This is a genomic window from Rhodanobacter sp. UC4452_H20 (genome assembly GCF_052978205.1).
This window is the reverse complement of the sequence record NZ_CM129662.1, coordinates 1091490-1107719: the sequence shown is the minus strand read 5'-3', so window position 1 is coordinate 1107719 and position 16230 is coordinate 1091490. Positions and strand designations below refer to the sequence as shown.

Here is a 16230-nt window from a genome sequence, read left to right as displayed (position 1 = left end):
CAGTCTCCCATGTTCGACCACGCGCCTGACGGCACCCATTCTTCCCTCGCCCATGGAGCGGGGCAGGGAGCGATGGCCGGTGAATCGGCCCAGCCGAGTTTCGGCAGCCGGCTGCGCGCGGCGCGCGAGGCACGCGGGCTCGATCTCGAGGCCTGCGCCAACGCGCTGCGGTTGCCGGTGCGGGTGTTGCGCAAGCTGGAACTGGATCAGTACGACGGCACCGACTCCAAGGTCTACCTGGGCAGCTACATCGCCAAGTACGGGCGCCACCTGGGCATCAACGACGCCTCCATCCAGCTCGAAGTGGACCGCATCCGCCAGATCGACGCGCCGCTGGTGACCAGTGGCGGCATCTCCCATTCGCGCTTCCTGTTCGACCGCTACGCCACTGCGGCCACCTACGTGGTGCTGACGCTGGTGATCGCCGTGCCCACGCTCTGGTTCGGCGTGAAAAGCACGCTGGATCGGGACATCACCCATTTGGCCCCGCTGGACGCCGCCCCGGTGGCACAGCAGGAGCAAGCCGGCACCAGCACCCCGGCGATGGTTGCCGCCGACCGCGCCCGCCAGCCGGCGGCGCCGGTGCAGGCCTCGGCCGCCGACACGGCATCAGAGCAGCCGTTGCTGGCCTCGATGGCGCCGTTCCCGAGCCTCGCCAGCGACACTCGTCCGGCCGTGCCTGCGCCGCCGGCAGCGATGGTCGCCGCCGGCAGCGGTGGCCATCAGCTGGAGCTGACGCTCAGCGCGCCGAGCTGGGTCGAGGTGACCCGTGCCGACGGCACGCGTCTCGAATACGGTTTGCTGCCGGCGGGCAGTCACGCCGTCTATCACAGCGACCAGCCGCTGAACGTGAGCATCGGCAACGTCGGCGGCGCCCAGGTCGCGATCGACGGGCAGGCAGTGGGAATGGATGATTTCCGCCGCGCCAACGTCGCGCATTTCCGCGTGCAAGTGCAGGACGGCAAGGCCTCCGCCACTGCCCTCTGATCGGCATCGCCGCCGCTGCCGGCGACCCAATTCGGTTATGCTTGCGCACTGCCCGCCTGCGACCAGGCGGGTCTGATCCACCCATTACCTGTGTTTACGCGCTGGACTGCGCCAAGCGGTGCGCGGCCTATTGAACGGTGATTGCATGGCATTTGAAGAGTACGACAAGTACGAACAGAGCGAGTTGGTACAGAAGTGGCTGCGCGAGAACGGCGTTTCGATCGTTGTCGGTGTTCTTATCGGACTGGTCGGCATCTTCGGATGGCAGCAATGGCGCAACCACCAGGCCCGCAACGAGAGCGCGGCCTCGCAGCTCTACCAGCAGGCCAAGGTGGCGCAGCTGTCGGGCAAGCCCGACGTGGCCGCCCAGTTGACCGACCAGTTGATGAAGGATTACGCCAAATCGCCGTATGCGCTGTTCGCGGTCAGCGACCGCGCCCGCCAGCAAGTGCAGGACAAGCAACTGGACAAGGCCCAGGTCTCGCTGGAGTGGGCCGAAAGCCACACCACCGAAGAGCCGCTGAAGTCGCTGACCCTGGTGCGCATCGCGCGGGTCGAATTGGCGCGCGACCAGGCCCAGGCCTCGCTGGCCACGCTCGACCGCGTGCCGCCCGGCAGCTTCCAGGGCATGGTGCAGGAACTCCGCGGCGATGCGATGGTCAAGCTTGGACGCATGGACGATGCACGCAAGGCCTACCAGGCGGCCATGTCGGCACTGAGCGAGGACGCCCCGCAACGCGGCGCCTTGCAGATGAAACTCGATGACCTGGCCGTGGCCGGGAAGCAGGGTGCATGAAAGTTCACATGATCAAACGCGCCATGCTGGTTTCGCTGGTTTCGCTGCTGACGCTCGCCGGCTGCCACTCCTTCAAGAAGGAGAACGTGCAGCCGCCGACGCCGCTGGCCAAGGATTTCAAGCCGACGGTGCAGGTGACGCGACTGTGGCGCGAACGAGTGGGCGACGGCGCGGGCGACAGTGGCGTGCGGCTGCGTCCGACCGTGGTCGATGGCGTGCTCTACGCCGACAGCACCGACGGCAAGCTGGCCGCCTTCGACGCGGCGACCGGCAAGACGCTGTGGTCGAAGAGTTCGCGCACGCACGGCTGGTTCGGCTGGGGCGACAAGAAGCGCAAGGACGCCCAGTATGCCGGCGGTCCGGCGGTAGGCGGCGACCTGCTCGCGGTGGGCACGCTGGACGGCCACGTCTACGGCGTCAACGCAAAGGACGGCAGCCCGCGCTGGGAAGCCGAACTCAATACCCAGGTGCTGGCCTCGCCGGTGATCATCGGCAACCAGGTCATCGTGCGCGGCAGCAACGGCCGGGTTTATTCCCTTGACGCGGCCACCGGCGAGCGCCAGTGGGTGAACGACCAGGGCAACGTGCCGCTGCTGAGCGTGCGCGGCAACGGCGGCTTGCTGGTCGCCAACGGCGTGGTGTTCTTCGGCAGCGACGACGGCCTGCTGGTCGCGCTGCGCCTGGACAACGGCAGCAAGCTGTGGGAGCAGCGCCTGGCCAGCGGCGAGGGCCGCACCGAGATCGACCGTCTGAACGATGCCGACGGCGCGATCCTGCTCGACGGCAGCACCCTCTACGGCACCGCCTACCACGGCAACGTGGTGGCCATCGACGGCCCCAGTGGCCGCCCGCTGTGGTCGCATCCGTTCTCCAGCTATACCTCGCTGGCGGTGAAATACAATGCCATCTTCGGCGTCGACGATCAGTCGCGCGTGTGGGCCTTCGACAAGTCCGGCGGCGCCGACATGTGGAAGAACGACGCGCTCCGCTACCGCTGGCTGACCGGGCCGGCCGTGCAGGGCAACTACGTGGTGGTCGGCGATGCCGAAGGCTATGTGCACTGGCTGCAGACCGGCGACGGCGCGTTGGCCGCGCGCGAGCGGCTTTCCAAGAAGGCGATCCGCGCGCAGCCGCTGGTGGTTGGCGATGTCGTGTACGTCCAGGACGTGAAGGGCCACATCGGCGCCTACCGCCTGTCCTCGCCCTGATCGCGGGACGAAGTTTCCATGCTGCCCGTCGTCGCCCTGGTCGGTCGCCCCAATGTCGGCAAATCGACCCTGTTCAACGTGCTCACGCGCAGCCGCGACGCGCTGGTGGCCGACATGCCCGGGGTCACCCGCGATCGCCACTACGGTGCGTGCCATCTGGGTGAGCGCCCGTTTCTCGCGGTCGATACCGGTGGTCTGTCGGGTGTCGAGGAGGCGATCGACGTCCTTACCGCGCGGCAAGTGCGACTGGCGATCGAGGAGGCCCAGGTGCTGGTCTTCGTGGTCGATGCGCGCGACGGCCTGCTGCCGCAGGATCACGTGATCCTTGGCGAGTTGCGCCGCAGCGGCAAGCCGATCATCGCCGCCGTGAACAAGATCGACGGCCTGGATGAACAGGCCGCCCTGGCGGAATTCGCCGCCTTCGGCATGGCCACCACCTTGCCGATTTCCGCTGCGCATGGTCGCGGCACCGACGAGCTGATCCGCGCCGTGCTGCCGCTGTTGCCGCCGGACGAGGATGCCGCGAACGAGCCGTCCACGGAGGACGGCAGTATCCGCGTGGCGATCGTTGGCCGCCCGAACGCCGGCAAGTCCACGCTGATCAACCGCCTGCTGGGCGAAGAACGACTGATCGTCTCCGACGTCGCGGGCACCACGCGCGACCCGATCCGCGTGCCGCTGGAGCGCGACGGCAAGCGTTACACCCTGATCGACACCGCCGGCATCCGACGCAAGGCGCGGGTCGAGGAGGCGGTGGAGAAGTTCAGTGTGATCAAGACGCTGCAGTCGATCGCCGCCGCCCAGGTGGTGGTGATGATGGTCGACGCGCGCGAGAACCTGGCCGACCAGGACCTTACCCTGATCGGCTACGCCATCGACGAGGGCAGGGCGCTGGTGATCGCGCTCAACAAGTGGGATGGCCTGGACGCCTATCAGCGCGAGGAATGCCTGCGCGCGCTGGATCGTCGGCTGGTGTTCGTCGACTGGGCCAAGCGCGTGCACATATCGGCGCTGCACGGTTCCGGGCTGCGCGAGCTGATGCGCGCGGTGGTGCGCGCGCACGCGTCGGCGACCAGGGAGCTGAGCTCCTCCGACCTGACCCGCACGCTGGAAAAGGCGTACGAAGGCTACCAGCCGCCGCTGGTCAACGGCCATGCGCCGAAGCTGCGCTTTGCGCATCCGGGCGGCACCAATCCGCCGACCATCGTCATCCACGGCACGCGCACCAAGCACATCGCGCCGGCCTACCAGCGCTACCTGGAAAACTTCTTCCGCAAACGCTACAAGCTCGAAGGCACGCCGGTCCGCATTGCCTTCCGCGAGGGTGAAAACCCCTACGCCGGACGCAAGAAGGTGCTGACCAAGGAGCAACAGCACAAGGCCCGCCGCCGGCTCAGCGAACTGATCAAGCGCACGCGCTGATCGTCGACGCTCAGGGAAGATCCGACCGCAGCAACCCGTACACCGCCGCGTCCCGCGGTTGCCCCTCCACCAGCAAGCGCTGGCGCGCGATCGACTCGAATCGTGCGCCGATGCGCAGCGCCGTGGCGCGGCTGGCTGCGTTGTCCGGCAGCGCCACGATCTCGATGCGGATCAGCCCCAGCTGCTCGAACCCGAAGCGCGCGACGTGCTGCGCCGCCGCCGTCGCCAGCCCGCGCCGCTGGCAGGCCTGGCGCATCCAGTAACCGAGATTGGCGCGGCGGTGGATCGGCTCGAACTGGTTGAGCCCCACGCCGCCCAACAGCGAGCCGTCTGCCGCACTGCGCACCGCGAAGGCGAAATGGTTGCCGGCCTGCCAGCCGTCCTGGCAATGCGCGATCCATGCATGGGCGGCATCGTGGCCGTAGTCGGCGCGACACCACGGCAGCCAGCGCCCGACGCTGTCCACGGAGTCGCGCACGGCATCCACCAGGGCGTCGGCGTCAGCGTGGTTCCAAGGGCGCAACCGCACGCGCGCGTCGCCCAGCTCGATCGTGTATTGCGGGTCGTGTTCCATCAGCCTGCCTGGTTGCCGGCGCGCTGCCGTTTGTGCGCATGTCGTCCAGCCCGGATAATGCATCCTTTACGGCCAGGGATCAGCATGAGCGCACGCATACTCGACGGCAAACGCATCGCCCGGGAACTGCTGGAACAGCTGCACCTGCGCGTGGCCGAACGGGTCGGTCGGGGCCTGCCTGCACCGGGGCTGGCCGTGGTGCTGGTCGGCAGCGACGCGGCCTCGACGGTGTACGTGCGCAACAAGCGCAAGGCCTGCCACCAGGTGGGCTTCCGTTCCTTCGATCACGACCTTCCGGCCGAGACCACGCAGGCCGAGTTGTTCGCGCTGATCGACCGCCTCAACGCCGACCCGCAGGTGCACGGCATCCTGGTGCAGTCGCCGCTGCCGGCACACATCGACGAAGACGCGCTGGTCGACCGCATCGACCCGGACAAGGACGTGGACGGGTTCCAGGCAGTCAACGTGGGGCGGCTGGCGCTGCGCCGGTTCGGCCTGCGGCCGTGCACCCCGCGCGGCGTGATGACCCTGCTCGGCCACACCGATCGGCCGGTGCGCGGGCAGCATGCGGTGGTGGTGGGCGTGTCCAACCACGTCGGCCGGCCGCTGGTGCTGGAGCTGATGATCGCCGGTTGCACCACCACCTCGTGCCATCGCTTCACGCGGGAGCTGGAAAGTTTCGTGCGCCAGGCCGACATCGTGATCGTCGCGGTCGGCAAGCCCGGCCTGGTGCGGGGCGACTGGATCAAGCCCGGCGCGGTGGTGATCGACGTCGGCATCAATCGGCTGGAGGACGGCCGGCTGGTCGGCGACGTGGAGTTCGCCCCGGCCGCCGAGCGCGCCAGCTGGATCACGCCGGTGCCGGGCGGGGTGGGGCCGATGACCGTCGCCACCTTGATGGAGAACACGCTGGAAGCGGCCGAGGCACAGGCTGCCCGCGGCAGCGCCGGCTAGGTCGTTCGCTCAGCTGCGGTGGCCGGTGTCGTGCGCGTCGAGCGAACAGGGCGTCGCGACCACCTGGCCGCTGGCCGCATGGTCGGTCTGGATGGTCGTATGGGTGATCGCGAATCGATCGCGCAACATGGCTTCCAGTTCGCGGCGCACGTCGTGGCAGTCGACGTCGAGCTCGACGAAGACGTGTGCCGACAGCGCCGGCATGCCCGAGGTCACTTCCCACACGTGCAGGTCGTCCACCCGCGTGACCGCGGACAGGGCGTGCATGGCCTGGCCGATCGCGTCCGGTTCCAGTCCGCGCGGCGCCGCCTCCAGGAAAACCCGGCCGGCGTCGCGCACCAGCCCGATGCCGGCCTTGAGCATCAGCGCCGCCACCACCAGCGCCGCCAGGGAATCGAACTGGTTCCACCCCGTCCACCAGACCAGCACGCCGGCCACCGCCGTGGCGATGAATGCATACAGGTCGGTGAGCACGTGCTGGTAACTGCCCTGGATGTTGAGGCTTTCCCGGTTGGCCTTGTGCATCGCCCACACCGCCAGCAGGTTCACGCCGATGCCCGCCACCGCCACGACGGTGACCAGCAGGCCGTGCACGGCGGGCGGGTGGATCAGCCGGCGCACGGCCTCGACCACGAACCACGCCGAGAGCAACAGCAAGGTCACGCCATTGGCCTGCGCGCTGAGAATTTCCACCCGCTTGAGCCCGAACGTGTAGCTGCCGCGCGCCGGTCGGCTGGCCAGCCGCATCGCCACCAGCGCCAGGGCGATCGCGCCGACGTCGGTCAGCATGTGGCCGGCATCGGAGATCAGCGCCAGCGATTGGGCCAGCATGCCGACCACCACCTCGACGATCATGAAACCCAGCAGCAGCAGCAGGGCGATCGTCAGATAACGCCGATCGGCATCACGGGCCACGCCGTGGGCATGCGGATGACCGGCCGCATGGGCATGGGCATGGTCGTGTCCCTGTGCGTGATCGCGAGGGTGATCGTGGGGGTGATCGTGAGAGGAATGGGCGTGCACGGCGGCTCCTGCGAAGGTCGCCAAGATACATGCCGGGTGCGGTGCTATGTCATCACATTGGCCGCGCCGCGCGGGTCCGGCGCTGGCGAGGGCAGTGAAGGGAACGTATAATTCCCTCTTTGCAGCGGGACATTTCGCATGCGCATCCTCGCCGAGGCCCTGACCTACGACGACGTCTACCTGGTTCCGGGCCATTCCATCGTCCTGCCGCGCGACGTGAACACCTCGACGCGCTTCACCCGCGGCCTGCGGCTGAACATCCCGATCGTTTCCGCCGCGATGGATACCGTCACCGAGGCGCGCCTGGCCATCACCATGGCGCAGAACGGCGGCATCGGCATCATCCACAAGAACATGACCGCCGAGCAGCAGGCCGCCGAAGTGCGGCTGGTGAAGAAGTTCGAGGCCGGCGTGATCCGCAGCCCGATCACGGTCGGCCCGGAGACCTCGATCCGCGAGGTGCTGCGGCTCACCCACGCGCACAACATCTCCGGCGTGCCGGTGGTCGAGGGCAATCGCCTGGTCGGCATCGTCACCAGCCGTGACATGCGTTTCGAACGCAAGCCGGACGATCCGGTGCGCAATATCATGACCCGCCAGGACAAGCTGGTCACCGTAAAGGAAGGCGCCAGCCAGGACGAGGTGATGCTGTTGCTGCACAAGCATCGCATCGAGAAAGTGCTGGTGGTCAACGACGACTTCCAGTTGCGCGGCCTGATCACCGTGAAGGACATCCAGAAGGCGCGCGACAACCCGCATGCCGCCAAGGACAGTCACGAAGCGCTGCTGGTGGGTGCTGCCGTCGGCGTGAGCGGCGACACCGAGCAACGCGTGGCGGCGCTGGTCGATGCCGGCGTCGACGTGCTGGTCGTGGATACCGCACACGGCCATTCGCAGGGCGTGATCGACCGGGTGGCCTGGGTCAAGAAGCACTATCCGCAGGTGCAGGTGGTGGCCGGCAACATCGTCACCGGCGAGGCGGCGCGGGCACTGCTCGACGTGGGCGTGGACGCGGTCAAGGTGGGCGTGGGCCCCGGCTCGATCTGCACCACTCGCGTGGTTGCCGGTGTCGGCGTGCCACAGATCACCGCGATCGACCTGGTCGCCACCGCGCTGAAGGACGAGATTCCGCTGATTGCCGATGGTGGCATCCGCTACTCCGGCGACATCCCCAAGGCCCTGGCGGCCGGTGCATCCAGCGTGATGCTGGGCTCGATGTTCGCCGGCACCGAGGAATCCCCGGGCGAGGTCGAGCTGTTCCAGGGCCGCTCGTACAAGAGCTACCGCGGCATGGGCTCGATCGGCGCGATGCAGCTCGGCTCCAAGGATCGCTACTTCCAGGACGAGGCCGACGCCGACAAGCTGGTACCCGAGGGCATCGAGGGCCGCGTGCCGTACCGCGGGCCGCTGCGCAACATCATCCACCAGTTGATCGGCGGCCTGCGCGCGTCGATGGGCTACCTGGGCGCGGCCACCGTCGAGGACGTGCGCAGCAAGGCGCAGTTCGTCAAGGTCACCTCCGCCGGCGTCACCGAAGCGCACCCGCACGATATCCAGATCACCAAGGAAGCGCCGAATTACCGCTTGAACTCGTGATCCGGCCGGGAAGGGTGGTCATTACCATGCCCGCCCCTCCCGCCACACGCCGTACCACACCGCCGTCATCCCGGCGAAAGCCGGGGTCCAGCGCCTTCCCAAGCGTCGCGGCACAAGTCACCGGGTCCCGGCTTTCGCCGGGATGACGGGCATGGGGAATCGTCGCCTCGCGTAGCTTCCTGCTTTCGCCGCGGCGACCGGCATGCAGCTTCCGTCACCCGTCGCACTCGTTGGCCCATCCTTTCCCGATACCCGTCCGCCGCCCATGACCAACATCCACTCCCACAAAATACTCATCCTCGACTTCGGTGCGCAGTACACGCAGTTGATCGCCCGGCGCGTGCGCGAGCTGGGCGTGTATTGCGAGATCTGGGCCTGGGACCACGATCCGGGCGAGATCACCGCGTTCGGCGCCAAGGGCATCATCCTGTCCGGCGGGCCGGAATCGACCACGCTCCCGGGCGCGCCCAAGGCGCCGCAACAAGTGTTCGATGCGGGCGTGCCGATCCTCGGCATCTGCTACGGCATGCAGACCCTGGCCGCGCAGCTGGGCGGCGCCACCGAGGCGGCCGACCAGCGCGAGTTCGGCCATGCCCAAGTGGACATTGCGGGCACCAGCCGACTGTTCGAGGGCCTCACCGACCACGCGGACGCGCACCGGCTGGACGTGTGGATGAGCCACGGCGACCACGTGTCGCGCGTGCCGCCGGGCTTCGTGGTCACCGGCACCACCGCGCGCATTCCGGCGGCGGTGATGGAGAACCACGACAAGCGCTGGTACGGCGTGCAGTTCCACCCGGAAGTGACCCACACGAAGCAGGGCGGGGCGCTGCTCAAGCGCTTCATCACCGAGATATGCGGTTGCGCCACGCTGTGGACGCCAGCCAACATCATCGACGACCAGATCGCCCGCGTGCGCGAGCAGGTCGGCGACGACCACGTGCTGCTCGGCCTCTCCGGCGGCGTCGATTCCTCGGTGGTGGCCGCGCTGCTGCACAAGGCGATCGGCGCGAGGCTTACCTGCGTGTTCGTCGACACCGGCCTGCTGCGCTGGAAAGAGGGCGACCAAGTGATGGCCACCATGGCCGAGCACATGGGCGTCAAGGTGATCCGCGTCAACGCGGCCGACCGCTACTTCGAGGCACTCGAAGGCGTCTCCGATCCGGAAGCCAAGCGCAAGATCATCGGCGGCCTGTTCGTGGAGATCTTCGACGAGGAGTCGGGCAAGATCACCGCTGACGGCAGCAAGGTGAAGTGGCTGGCGCAGGGCACGATCTACCCCGACGTGATCGAGTCGGCCGGCAGCAAGACCGGCAAGGCCCACGTCATCAAGAGCCACCACAACGTCGGCGGCCTGCCGGCGCACATGAAGCTGAAACTGGTCGAACCGCTGCGCGAGCTGTTCAAGGACGAAGTGCGCCGCATCGGCGTGGAGCTCGGCCTGCCGCGTGAAATGGTCTATCGCCACCCGTTCCCGGGGCCGGGCCTGGGCGTGCGCATCCTCGGCGAGGTGAAGCGCGAATATGCCGAGTTGCTGGCGCGCGCCGACGCGATCTTCATCGAGGAGTTGCGCAAGGCGGACCTGTACGACCGGACCAGCCAGGCGTTCGCGGTGTTCCTGCCGGTGAAGTCGGTGGGCGTGGTCGGCGACGCGCGCGCCTACGAATGGGTGATCGCCTTGCGCGCGGTGGAAACCATCGACTTCATGACCGCTCACTGGGCGCACCTCCCGTACGAGTTTCTTGGCAGGGTTTCAAATAGAATAATCAATGAGTTGCGTGGTGTTTCTCGCGTTGTTTACGACATCAGCGGCAAGCCACCCGCCACGATCGAGTGGGAATAGGCAAATCAATGGCTTGCGTATGTCGGGAAAGGCCAGCTTGGCTCCAATCTTTCCCAGATAAAGTCGGCAACTTATTGAGATGAAAGACGAAAAATCGGAAACCTCAAGTGATTTCTCACCCGCCGATGTGCGCCACATGCAGCGTGCGCTGCAACTGGCCGCGCACGCCCGCGACAGCGAGAACGAGGTGCCGGTGGGGGCAGTGCTGGTGTTGAACGGCGAAGTCGTGGGGCTGGGCTGGAATCGCAACATCACCCTGCACGATCCGACCGCCCACGCCGAGGTGATGGCCATGCGCGCCGCCGGCGAGCAGCTCGCCAACCACCGGCTGTCCGGCGCCACGCTGTACGTGACGCTGGAACCGTGCTCGATGTGCGCGATGGCGCTGATCCACGCACGCATCAGCCGCGTGGTCTATGCCGCCGCCGATCCCAAGACCGGCGCGGCCGGCAGCGTGTTCGATACCTTGATCGACGCGCGGCACAACCATCGCATCGAGGTGGCCGGGGGGCTGTTGGCCGAGGAATCGGCCCGCATGCTGCGCGACTTCTTCCGCGCCAGGCGCTAGTGGCCGCGCGGCGCCGCCGCCACGGTGTCGATATCACCGTAGGCGGTATCCGGCGGCTTGCTGCCGAGCAGCCGCATCCGCATGCCCCAGGGCGCCACGAAGTCCAGCGCCATGCGGCCAGCCCACGGACCGGAAGTCAGCCGGTGTGGTGCGCCACTGACGATGACGCCACGCTGCCGAAGCCAGGCATCGGTGCGCAGGGTGCCATCTGCGAGGAACTGCAAGGTCTCGCCGGTGGCGGCCGAGCCGCGGGCAGGGGAGTGGCCACGCTCGACGAACAATTCCAGCATCGAACCGCTGCCGCAGGAAAGCAGGCGGGAGCCTGATGCCCCCGCCGCGATTGGCGCGGGGTCGCCAACCGGGCGGCAATTCAGCACGTCGTGGAAAAACGCCGAGGCCTGCCGCAGATCCGGCACGCCGATCCTGGCGTAGTCGCCATCGCCCAGAGTCGCTGCGCGCGCGCCTGCCGGCAGGGTCGCCAGCAGGCCGGCGGCGACGAGCCACAGGAAGAACACGATCTTGTTGTTCATGGCGGGGATTTCCGAAGAACTCGGCAGCCAGATGGTGCCGATCCCCCTCGGCAAAACCCGTGACTGATGACCGGTGTGTTTCCCCGGGCGAACAGTCCGCCAGCCCACCGCTGTTTCTTGCCGGGAACGGTGCGATCACCGCAGCGCCATTGATCCCGGGCCATTCCGGCCTGATTCCCTGGTCACGCCCGGACCGGTGTGCTCGTTGACCGGTCATTGCCTCGTCCACAGGACTCAACACCATGACACGCGACAACAGACAGAAACCGCGGCAGCCATACCAGCACCATCAGCGCGGCGTCTCCGGCCGTGCCAGTCGCGACGCCTCCCGTCAGGACACCGCGAGCATGGGCGGACTGAGTTCCGACGACGGTTACGACTGGTTGCAGCGGGTCGGCCGCACGAGAGCGACCCGGACAATGGGCAGCGCCTGAGGGTTGCCTCTCGCCAACGCCGCAAGGTCGGCGAGGGTGAAGGTCCGCCAGCCACAATGGGCGCCCGGCGCTAGATGCCGTTCTTTCGCGAGCGTGTGCCCGGCACAGAGTCGACCGAGATCGACAAGAGCACGTGCCGATAGCGTGTGGAGGTCGATGCCTCGATGATGTATTCTATATTTTACATAATATACATTATGCGAAATTAAAGATAGAAGGCGACAGCCTCCACGGCAACCGTCCTCCAGCGGCGCATCGACCCTCTCCGCCGCTGCCTCGCCAGGTGCCAATCAGCTTCTTCCGGACGTTGGAAGAGCCATCGCCTTCAAAGGACATCGTTCTTGCCTGGTCGAGGTGTTCGACCTGGGTCATGCGCAGTTGTGCGCGTACTCCGTTGTCGGCGATGTTCTCGCTCAATCCGGTTCCGGCGGTTTGGACGGGATGAACGGCGAGACAGGATCGCTGGCCGGAAAGGTTTCCTCCAGTGCCTCGTCCTGGTTCTCGCTTTCCTTCTTCTTGCGTTGCCGCCGCGTTTCGGGAGTCTCCGGTGGCTCCCTGTCGTTCTTGCGCCCGGGATGTTGCCGGTCTTTGCGGTCGTGGGTTGCCATGCCTGCTGCTCGTGTGTGGAGGGAACGATGGCAGCCTGCGTTTTGCCGGGTGAAGCCTCGGTGGGGCCGGCGTGCACGCGCGGTCGCGGGCCCCGCTGCCGATGGCCGGATCAGGCCCGATTCGCTGCGATGGCGTGATGATGGCCGGGCCTTCGCGGGACACCGGATTCACGCCTGGGATGGAATGCTCGCCACTCCCTCCCCCGCCAGAACCGGAGCGCCCCGTGGATGCCATCCAACTGCTGAAAGCCGATCACAAGAAGGTCAAGGAACTGCTCGCCGAGCTTGCGAAAACGACCACCCGCGCCGCGAAGACGCGCAGCGAGCTGCTCGCACAAATCCGCGTCGACCTGGAGGTCCATACCACGATCGAGGAAGAGATCTTCTATCCCGCCTTCAGGAAGGCCGGTACGAAGGACGATGCAGAGGGTCGGCAGGGATTCGCCCAAAAACCGGCAATTGCGCTCGTAACCCCTCTTGATCCTTCGATTTCCTAAATTGGCGGCTTGATGCGCCATGACCGATCGTCATTCCGACTCGGATGGCTCGCTGACGGGCTCCTTGGATTTGAGCTCGCCCAAGAATTCCTCGATCGCGGTCAGACGCGCCTCGCGCCGCCGCTGATCTTCGATATCTGCCAGACGCGCATGGCGCTCGGCCGCCAGCTCCGCGACGTAGCGTTCGACATCGGCGCGGAGTTGGTCACGTTCGTTCGTGACCTGGGCGCACTTCTGCTCCAGGGTTTCAGCCTCTTTTTTGAGCCGCGGCACGTCTTTGGCTGTCCGTGCCGCCTGCTCGTACTCCCTGCGCAAGGTCCGTAGTGCGTTTTCGCTGTGACCATGTAGTTCGGTGAGTCGTGCGTTGTCGCGATTGAGCTGCATGACCTCGTGATTCTTAGTGGATACAAGTTCATTGGCTTGGCGAAGTTCGATCTGCAAAGTCTGCACCTGGTGATCGTGGCGCCGTGCTTCGGCCTCCCGCTGCTCCTTGGCTGACTGCCTGAAATGCTCCAGCGCCTCCCGTGCCTGCTGGTGCTTCCCCTCCAGCGACTGGGCATGGGCGACCTGTTCGGCCAGCCGCGCCTCCAGGCCGATGGCCCGCTCTTCTAGGGTGCTGATCGCGATGGCGCGTTCGTGCAGTTGCCCCCGCGACTCCTCATGGGCGCGCTTTTCCTCCTGCAGGGCGGTCTCCGTCCGCTGTAGGCGATCGCTCAGCGCCCGACCCTCGCGTTCCTGATGGCCCAGCGCTTCGGCAGCCTTCTGAGCGGCGGCGTCGAACTTGGTTTTGGCCTCGGCGATCCGAGTGTCGGCCTCCTCGGCAAGGCGTCTTGAGAGTTGGGCGACCAAGGTGCGCAGCGAATCGCTGATAACGATGTCGGAGGTCGACGCCGTCGCTACCTCCGCTTCCAGCTCCTTGAGGTAACGGTGGATGGTGGTCTTTGAGCCGGTGTTGCCCAGGGCCACACGGACGGCGTCCACGGACGGGTGCTTGCCCTGCGCGATGAGGCTATCGCGCGCCTTCTGGACTTCGGTCTTGTACAAGCCCGCACGCGCCATACCCGTGCTCTCCCCTTTTTAACGTACTGTGTTACATACCATGTAATTACATTACAAACAACAGCAAGCATTCAGCTAGAGGCGGCGCGAATATGAAATGGGATAATGTTGAATTATGCCGCCTAGCGACTTCCGGACTGGTCGCAGCCGCCAGAATAGATACGAAACGGCCCGCCGCTTTCCCGTCGGGAATAGCCAGCGACGTTGGTCGTCACCCGTTGGCCGCGCTGTCGTTTGTCAGATTGACGACGCCTTTGCCAAGGGTCGCCATTGCCGCGCCGTAGTCTTGGTGTCGCACGGGACAGTTAAGACGACATATCATCAAGCCATCGTCACGCTTGAAGCTGGATCATCGGAATAATTGATGGCGCCCGCACGCGCGCAACTGGGAAACGCTCAGCGGCGCTTAGATGAACCGCTGCCGGAGTCCACGCATGATCTACGAAAAGCCGACCTCGAAACCGACAGAAGAGGCCTTCGAAGCTGTGCAGGAAAGCATCCGAAGGCATGGCTTCGGGCTGCTGCACCACTACGACTTCCGTCGCACCCTGGCTGACAAAGGCTACACGCTTGAGAATGACTGCCTCGTGCTGGAAGTCTGCAATCCCGGCCAGGCGGCGCAGGTGCTGGGGATGGACATGACACTCAACCTGGTCCTTCCATGCCGGCTCTCCATCTACCAGAAGGATGGCCGCACGTGCATCGGCATGGTTCCCCCGACGGATCTGTTGTCGTTGGTATCGAACGACCAGGCGGTGGCCTCGGCCGCGCGCGAGGTGGAGCAGACCATGCGCGCCATCATCGATGAGGCGGTTTGACACGCCCGCGGGCTTGTCCGTCAATCAGTGAACCGACTGGCGATCGTCGAGCGCAGCCAGCAAAGCGTACTTCTCGCGGTCGATCTCCGCGCGAGTGCGAATGCCTAGTCGGCGCAACACCGGCAATGGCGGGCACCAGCCCTGCAAGCCATGCTGCAGAAGGAACGGCAACACGATGCCGGTCAGCCAGAGCCACCGGCGGTCAACCGTCACGCCGAGCACGAGGCCGGACAGTGCCAGAGTGGAGGCATTGACCTCCAGAACGCGCTCGACATCCCACTCGGCATCCAGGGCCTGTATGCGGCCCGTAATCTGTGCGCGATCCAGCTGCCTGTAGCGGTGGATGTTGGCTTCAGTCTGCCGGTCGATCTCGCGATTGATGTCCGCGGATGTGGAGCGGCGAACGCGGTCCGCGTCGCTCCTGCTCGATGCTGCGGAAACGGTCGAATCATTCATAGTGGGCACCTCGCGCGCGTGACGGCGCAATAGTCGCACCTGGGCCATCAACAGCCCCGTGAGAAGGTCCGCCCTGTGCCAGCGCGCCTCACCCCTGCGGGCTGTGGGCGATCTTCGCGCAGTATTCGCGCAGGTGCTCGGGCAAATCCTGCGGGCACACTCCGCATTGCCGGTTGCCGGGGACGGCGTGGTCGATGAACTTTGGGTAAGGCAGGTTGAGCCCGGCCATGATCGCCCGGAACTCGTCCAGTGTTCGGTCACCGCCCAGGCGCGGATTGCGGCTCTGCTCCTGCGCTACCGAGGAAACGTAGCGGCCCTGGTAGTCGTGCGCGGGGTAGACCAGCGTCTCGCCCGGCAGCACGAACAGCTTCTCGCGCACGCTGCGGAACAAGGCGTCGGCGTCGCCGTTCTGGAAATCGGTGCGGCCACAGCCGTCGATCAGCAACGCATCGCCGGTGAACACGCGGTCAGCCAGGCGGTAGGCAAAATGGCCGTCCGTGTGCCCGGGTGTGTGCAGCGGTTGAAGTGGCACGCTGCCGACTTCGAACGGACGTCCCTCCTCGATTCCTGCATCGGCACATGGCAGGCGGTCGAACGCAGGCGCTGCGATGCGGCTGCCCACGCGCTGCTTGAGCTCGCGTGCCGCGGTGATGTGGTCGGCGTGGATGTGCGTGTCTATCGTCCATGCCAGGGTCAGAACCAAACGCTGTATCTCGGCCAAGTCGCGTTCGATCATCGTGACGACCGGGTCGATCAACACCGCCTGGCCGGTGTCCTCACAGCCAAGCAGGTAGGTGTAGGTACTGGAGAGCGGTTCGAACAACTGACGGAACAGCATGATAGCCTCCTGCGCGCTC

General features: G+C 66.3%; 17 protein-coding genes. 10 read left to right on the top strand and 7 right to left on the bottom strand.

The features are described 5' to 3' along the window. Positions 1 to 9: 9 nt before the first annotated feature. The 4 genes from ACVCMC_RS05395 (at position 10) to der (ending at position 4413) form a co-directional block, all read left to right on the top strand. Positions 10 to 987, top strand: coding sequence for a helix-turn-helix domain-containing protein (locus tag ACVCMC_RS05395; RefSeq protein WP_447098944.1), 978 nt, complete (start codon positions 10 to 12; stop codon positions 985 to 987). Positions 988 to 1132: 145 nt separating this feature from the next. Then, positions 1133 to 1783, top strand: a complete 651-nt coding sequence (locus tag ACVCMC_RS05390) for a YfgM family protein (RefSeq protein WP_395118419.1) — start codon at positions 1133 to 1135, stop codon at positions 1781 to 1783. 8 nt (positions 1784 to 1791) lie between these two features. Then, on the top strand, positions 1792 to 2991 hold the full coding sequence (bamB, locus tag ACVCMC_RS05385) for an outer membrane protein assembly factor BamB (RefSeq protein ID WP_447098943.1): 1200 nt from the start codon (positions 1792 to 1794) through the stop codon (positions 2989 to 2991). A gap of 18 nt (positions 2992 to 3009) precedes the next feature. After that, positions 3010 to 4413 carry a ribosome biogenesis GTPase Der gene (der, locus tag ACVCMC_RS05380; protein WP_447098942.1) on the top strand — a complete coding sequence of 468 codons (1404 nt, stop codon included), beginning with the start codon at positions 3010 to 3012 and terminating at the stop codon, positions 4411 to 4413. Between the two features lie 10 nt (positions 4414 to 4423). On the opposite strand, the gene ACVCMC_RS05375 is transcribed toward der, so the two are convergent. Further along, positions 4424 to 4987: a GNAT family N-acetyltransferase gene (locus ACVCMC_RS05375; protein WP_447098941.1), complete on the bottom strand. Its 564-nt coding sequence runs from the start codon at positions 4985 to 4987 to the stop codon at positions 4424 to 4426. 84 nt (positions 4988 to 5071) lie between these two features. On the opposite strand from ACVCMC_RS05375, the gene folD reads away from it, so the two are divergent. After that, complete coding sequence (gene folD, locus ACVCMC_RS05370) at positions 5072 to 5941, top strand: bifunctional methylenetetrahydrofolate dehydrogenase/methenyltetrahydrofolate cyclohydrolase FolD (RefSeq protein WP_395118426.1); 870 nt, start codon at positions 5072 to 5074, stop codon at positions 5939 to 5941. Between the two features lie 9 nt (positions 5942 to 5950). Here the strand turns inward: folD and ACVCMC_RS05365 are convergent, their stop codons facing one another. Then, positions 5951 to 6856, bottom strand: a complete 906-nt coding sequence (locus ACVCMC_RS05365) for a cation diffusion facilitator family transporter (RefSeq protein ID WP_447098940.1) — start codon at positions 6854 to 6856, stop codon at positions 5951 to 5953. A gap of 246 nt (positions 6857 to 7102) precedes the next feature. Here ACVCMC_RS05365 and guaB point away from each other — a divergent pair, with 246 nt between their 5' ends. From guaB to tadA, 3 genes are all read left to right on the top strand, one after another. Then, the gene (guaB, locus tag ACVCMC_RS05360) at positions 7103 to 8560 is read left to right on the top strand and encodes an IMP dehydrogenase (protein WP_395118430.1); all 1458 of its coding nucleotides are present in this window, start codon (positions 7103 to 7105) and stop codon (positions 8558 to 8560) included. A gap of 265 nt (positions 8561 to 8825) precedes the next feature. Next, positions 8826 to 10403 carry a glutamine-hydrolyzing GMP synthase gene (gene guaA, locus ACVCMC_RS05355; RefSeq protein ID WP_447098939.1) on the top strand — a complete coding sequence of 526 codons (1578 nt, stop codon included), beginning with the start codon at positions 8826 to 8828 and terminating at the stop codon, positions 10401 to 10403. Positions 10404 to 10482: 79 nt separating this feature from the next. Beyond that, entirely contained in the window at positions 10483 to 10971 is a 489-nt protein-coding gene (tadA, locus tag ACVCMC_RS05350) for a tRNA adenosine(34) deaminase TadA (protein WP_447098938.1), read from the top strand. On the opposite strand, the gene ACVCMC_RS05345 is transcribed toward tadA, so the two are convergent. Both ACVCMC_RS05345 and ACVCMC_RS05340 read right to left on the bottom strand, forming a co-directional pair. Further along, the gene (locus tag ACVCMC_RS05345) at positions 10968 to 11501 is read right to left on the bottom strand and encodes a VOC family protein (protein ID WP_447098937.1); all 534 of its coding nucleotides are present in this window, start codon (positions 11499 to 11501) and stop codon (positions 10968 to 10970) included. The genes tadA and ACVCMC_RS05345 overlap by 4 nt on opposite strands. 847 nt (positions 11502 to 12348) lie before the next feature. Beyond that, entirely contained in the window at positions 12349 to 12543 is a 195-nt protein-coding gene (locus ACVCMC_RS05340; RefSeq protein ID WP_395118438.1) for a hypothetical protein, read from the bottom strand. Between the two features lie 224 nt (positions 12544 to 12767). Here ACVCMC_RS05340 and ACVCMC_RS05335 point away from each other — a divergent pair, with 224 nt between their 5' ends. Continuing rightward, positions 12768 to 13040: a hemerythrin domain-containing protein gene (locus tag ACVCMC_RS05335; protein WP_447098936.1), complete on the top strand. Its 273-nt coding sequence runs from the start codon at positions 12768 to 12770 to the stop codon at positions 13038 to 13040. 30 nt (positions 13041 to 13070) lie between these two features. Here the strand turns inward: ACVCMC_RS05335 and ACVCMC_RS05330 are convergent, their stop codons facing one another. Beyond that, a complete protein-coding gene (locus tag ACVCMC_RS05330; protein WP_447098935.1) occupies positions 13071 to 14084 on the bottom strand; it encodes a DNA-binding protein in 1014 nt (337 codons plus the stop codon). Positions 14085 to 14533: 449 nt separating this feature from the next. Here ACVCMC_RS05330 and ACVCMC_RS05325 point away from each other — a divergent pair, with 449 nt between their 5' ends. Then, positions 14534 to 14917, top strand: coding sequence for a DUF302 domain-containing protein (locus ACVCMC_RS05325; RefSeq protein WP_447098934.1), 384 nt, complete (start codon positions 14534 to 14536; stop codon positions 14915 to 14917). Positions 14918 to 14941: 24 nt separating this feature from the next. On the opposite strand, the gene ACVCMC_RS05320 is transcribed toward ACVCMC_RS05325, so the two are convergent. Together ACVCMC_RS05320 and ACVCMC_RS05315 are read right to left on the bottom strand one after the other, a co-directional pair. Continuing rightward, on the bottom strand, positions 14942 to 15373 hold the full coding sequence (locus ACVCMC_RS05320) for a YgaP family membrane protein (RefSeq protein WP_447098933.1): 432 nt from the start codon (positions 15371 to 15373) through the stop codon (positions 14942 to 14944). A gap of 88 nt (positions 15374 to 15461) precedes the next feature. After that, positions 15462 to 16211, bottom strand: coding sequence for an MBL fold metallo-hydrolase (locus tag ACVCMC_RS05315; protein WP_447098932.1), 750 nt, complete (start codon positions 16209 to 16211; stop codon positions 15462 to 15464). Positions 16212 to 16230 lie beyond the last annotated feature (19 nt).

Excerpts from the sequence above, each read along its gene's own strand:
- ACVCMC_RS05395 (WP_447098944.1), top strand. The coding sequence starts at position 10 with ATGTTCGACCACGCGCCTGACGGCACCCATTCTTCCCTCGCCCATGGA.
- ACVCMC_RS05390 (WP_395118419.1), top strand. The coding sequence starts at position 1,133 with ATGGCATTTGAAGAGTACGACAAGTACGAACAGAGCGAGTTGGTACAG.
- bamB (WP_447098943.1), top strand. The coding sequence starts at position 1,792 with ATGATCAAACGCGCCATGCTGGTTTCGCTGGTTTCGCTGCTGACGCTC.
- der (WP_447098942.1), top strand. The coding sequence starts at position 3,010 with ATGCTGCCCGTCGTCGCCCTGGTCGGTCGCCCCAATGTCGGCAAATCG.
- ACVCMC_RS05375 (WP_447098941.1), bottom strand. The coding sequence starts at position 4,987 with ATGGAACACGACCCGCAATACACGATCGAGCTGGGCGACGCGCGCGTG.
- folD (WP_395118426.1), top strand. The coding sequence starts at position 5,072 with ATGAGCGCACGCATACTCGACGGCAAACGCATCGCCCGGGAACTGCTG.
- guaB (WP_395118430.1), top strand. The coding sequence starts at position 7,103 with ATGCGCATCCTCGCCGAGGCCCTGACCTACGACGACGTCTACCTGGTT.
- guaA (WP_447098939.1), top strand. The coding sequence starts at position 8,826 with ATGACCAACATCCACTCCCACAAAATACTCATCCTCGACTTCGGTGCG.
- tadA (WP_447098938.1), top strand. The coding sequence starts at position 10,483 with ATGAAAGACGAAAAATCGGAAACCTCAAGTGATTTCTCACCCGCCGAT.
- ACVCMC_RS05345 (WP_447098937.1), bottom strand. The coding sequence starts at position 11,501 with ATGAACAACAAGATCGTGTTCTTCCTGTGGCTCGTCGCCGCCGGCCTG.
- ACVCMC_RS05340 (WP_395118438.1), bottom strand. The coding sequence starts at position 12,543 with ATGGCAACCCACGACCGCAAAGACCGGCAACATCCCGGGCGCAAGAAC.
- ACVCMC_RS05325 (WP_447098934.1), top strand. The coding sequence starts at position 14,534 with ATGATCTACGAAAAGCCGACCTCGAAACCGACAGAAGAGGCCTTCGAA.
- ACVCMC_RS05320 (WP_447098933.1), bottom strand. The coding sequence starts at position 15,373 with ATGAATGATTCGACCGTTTCCGCAGCATCGAGCAGGAGCGACGCGGAC.
- ACVCMC_RS05315 (WP_447098932.1), bottom strand. The coding sequence starts at position 16,211 with ATGCTGTTCCGTCAGTTGTTCGAACCGCTCTCCAGTACCTACACCTAC.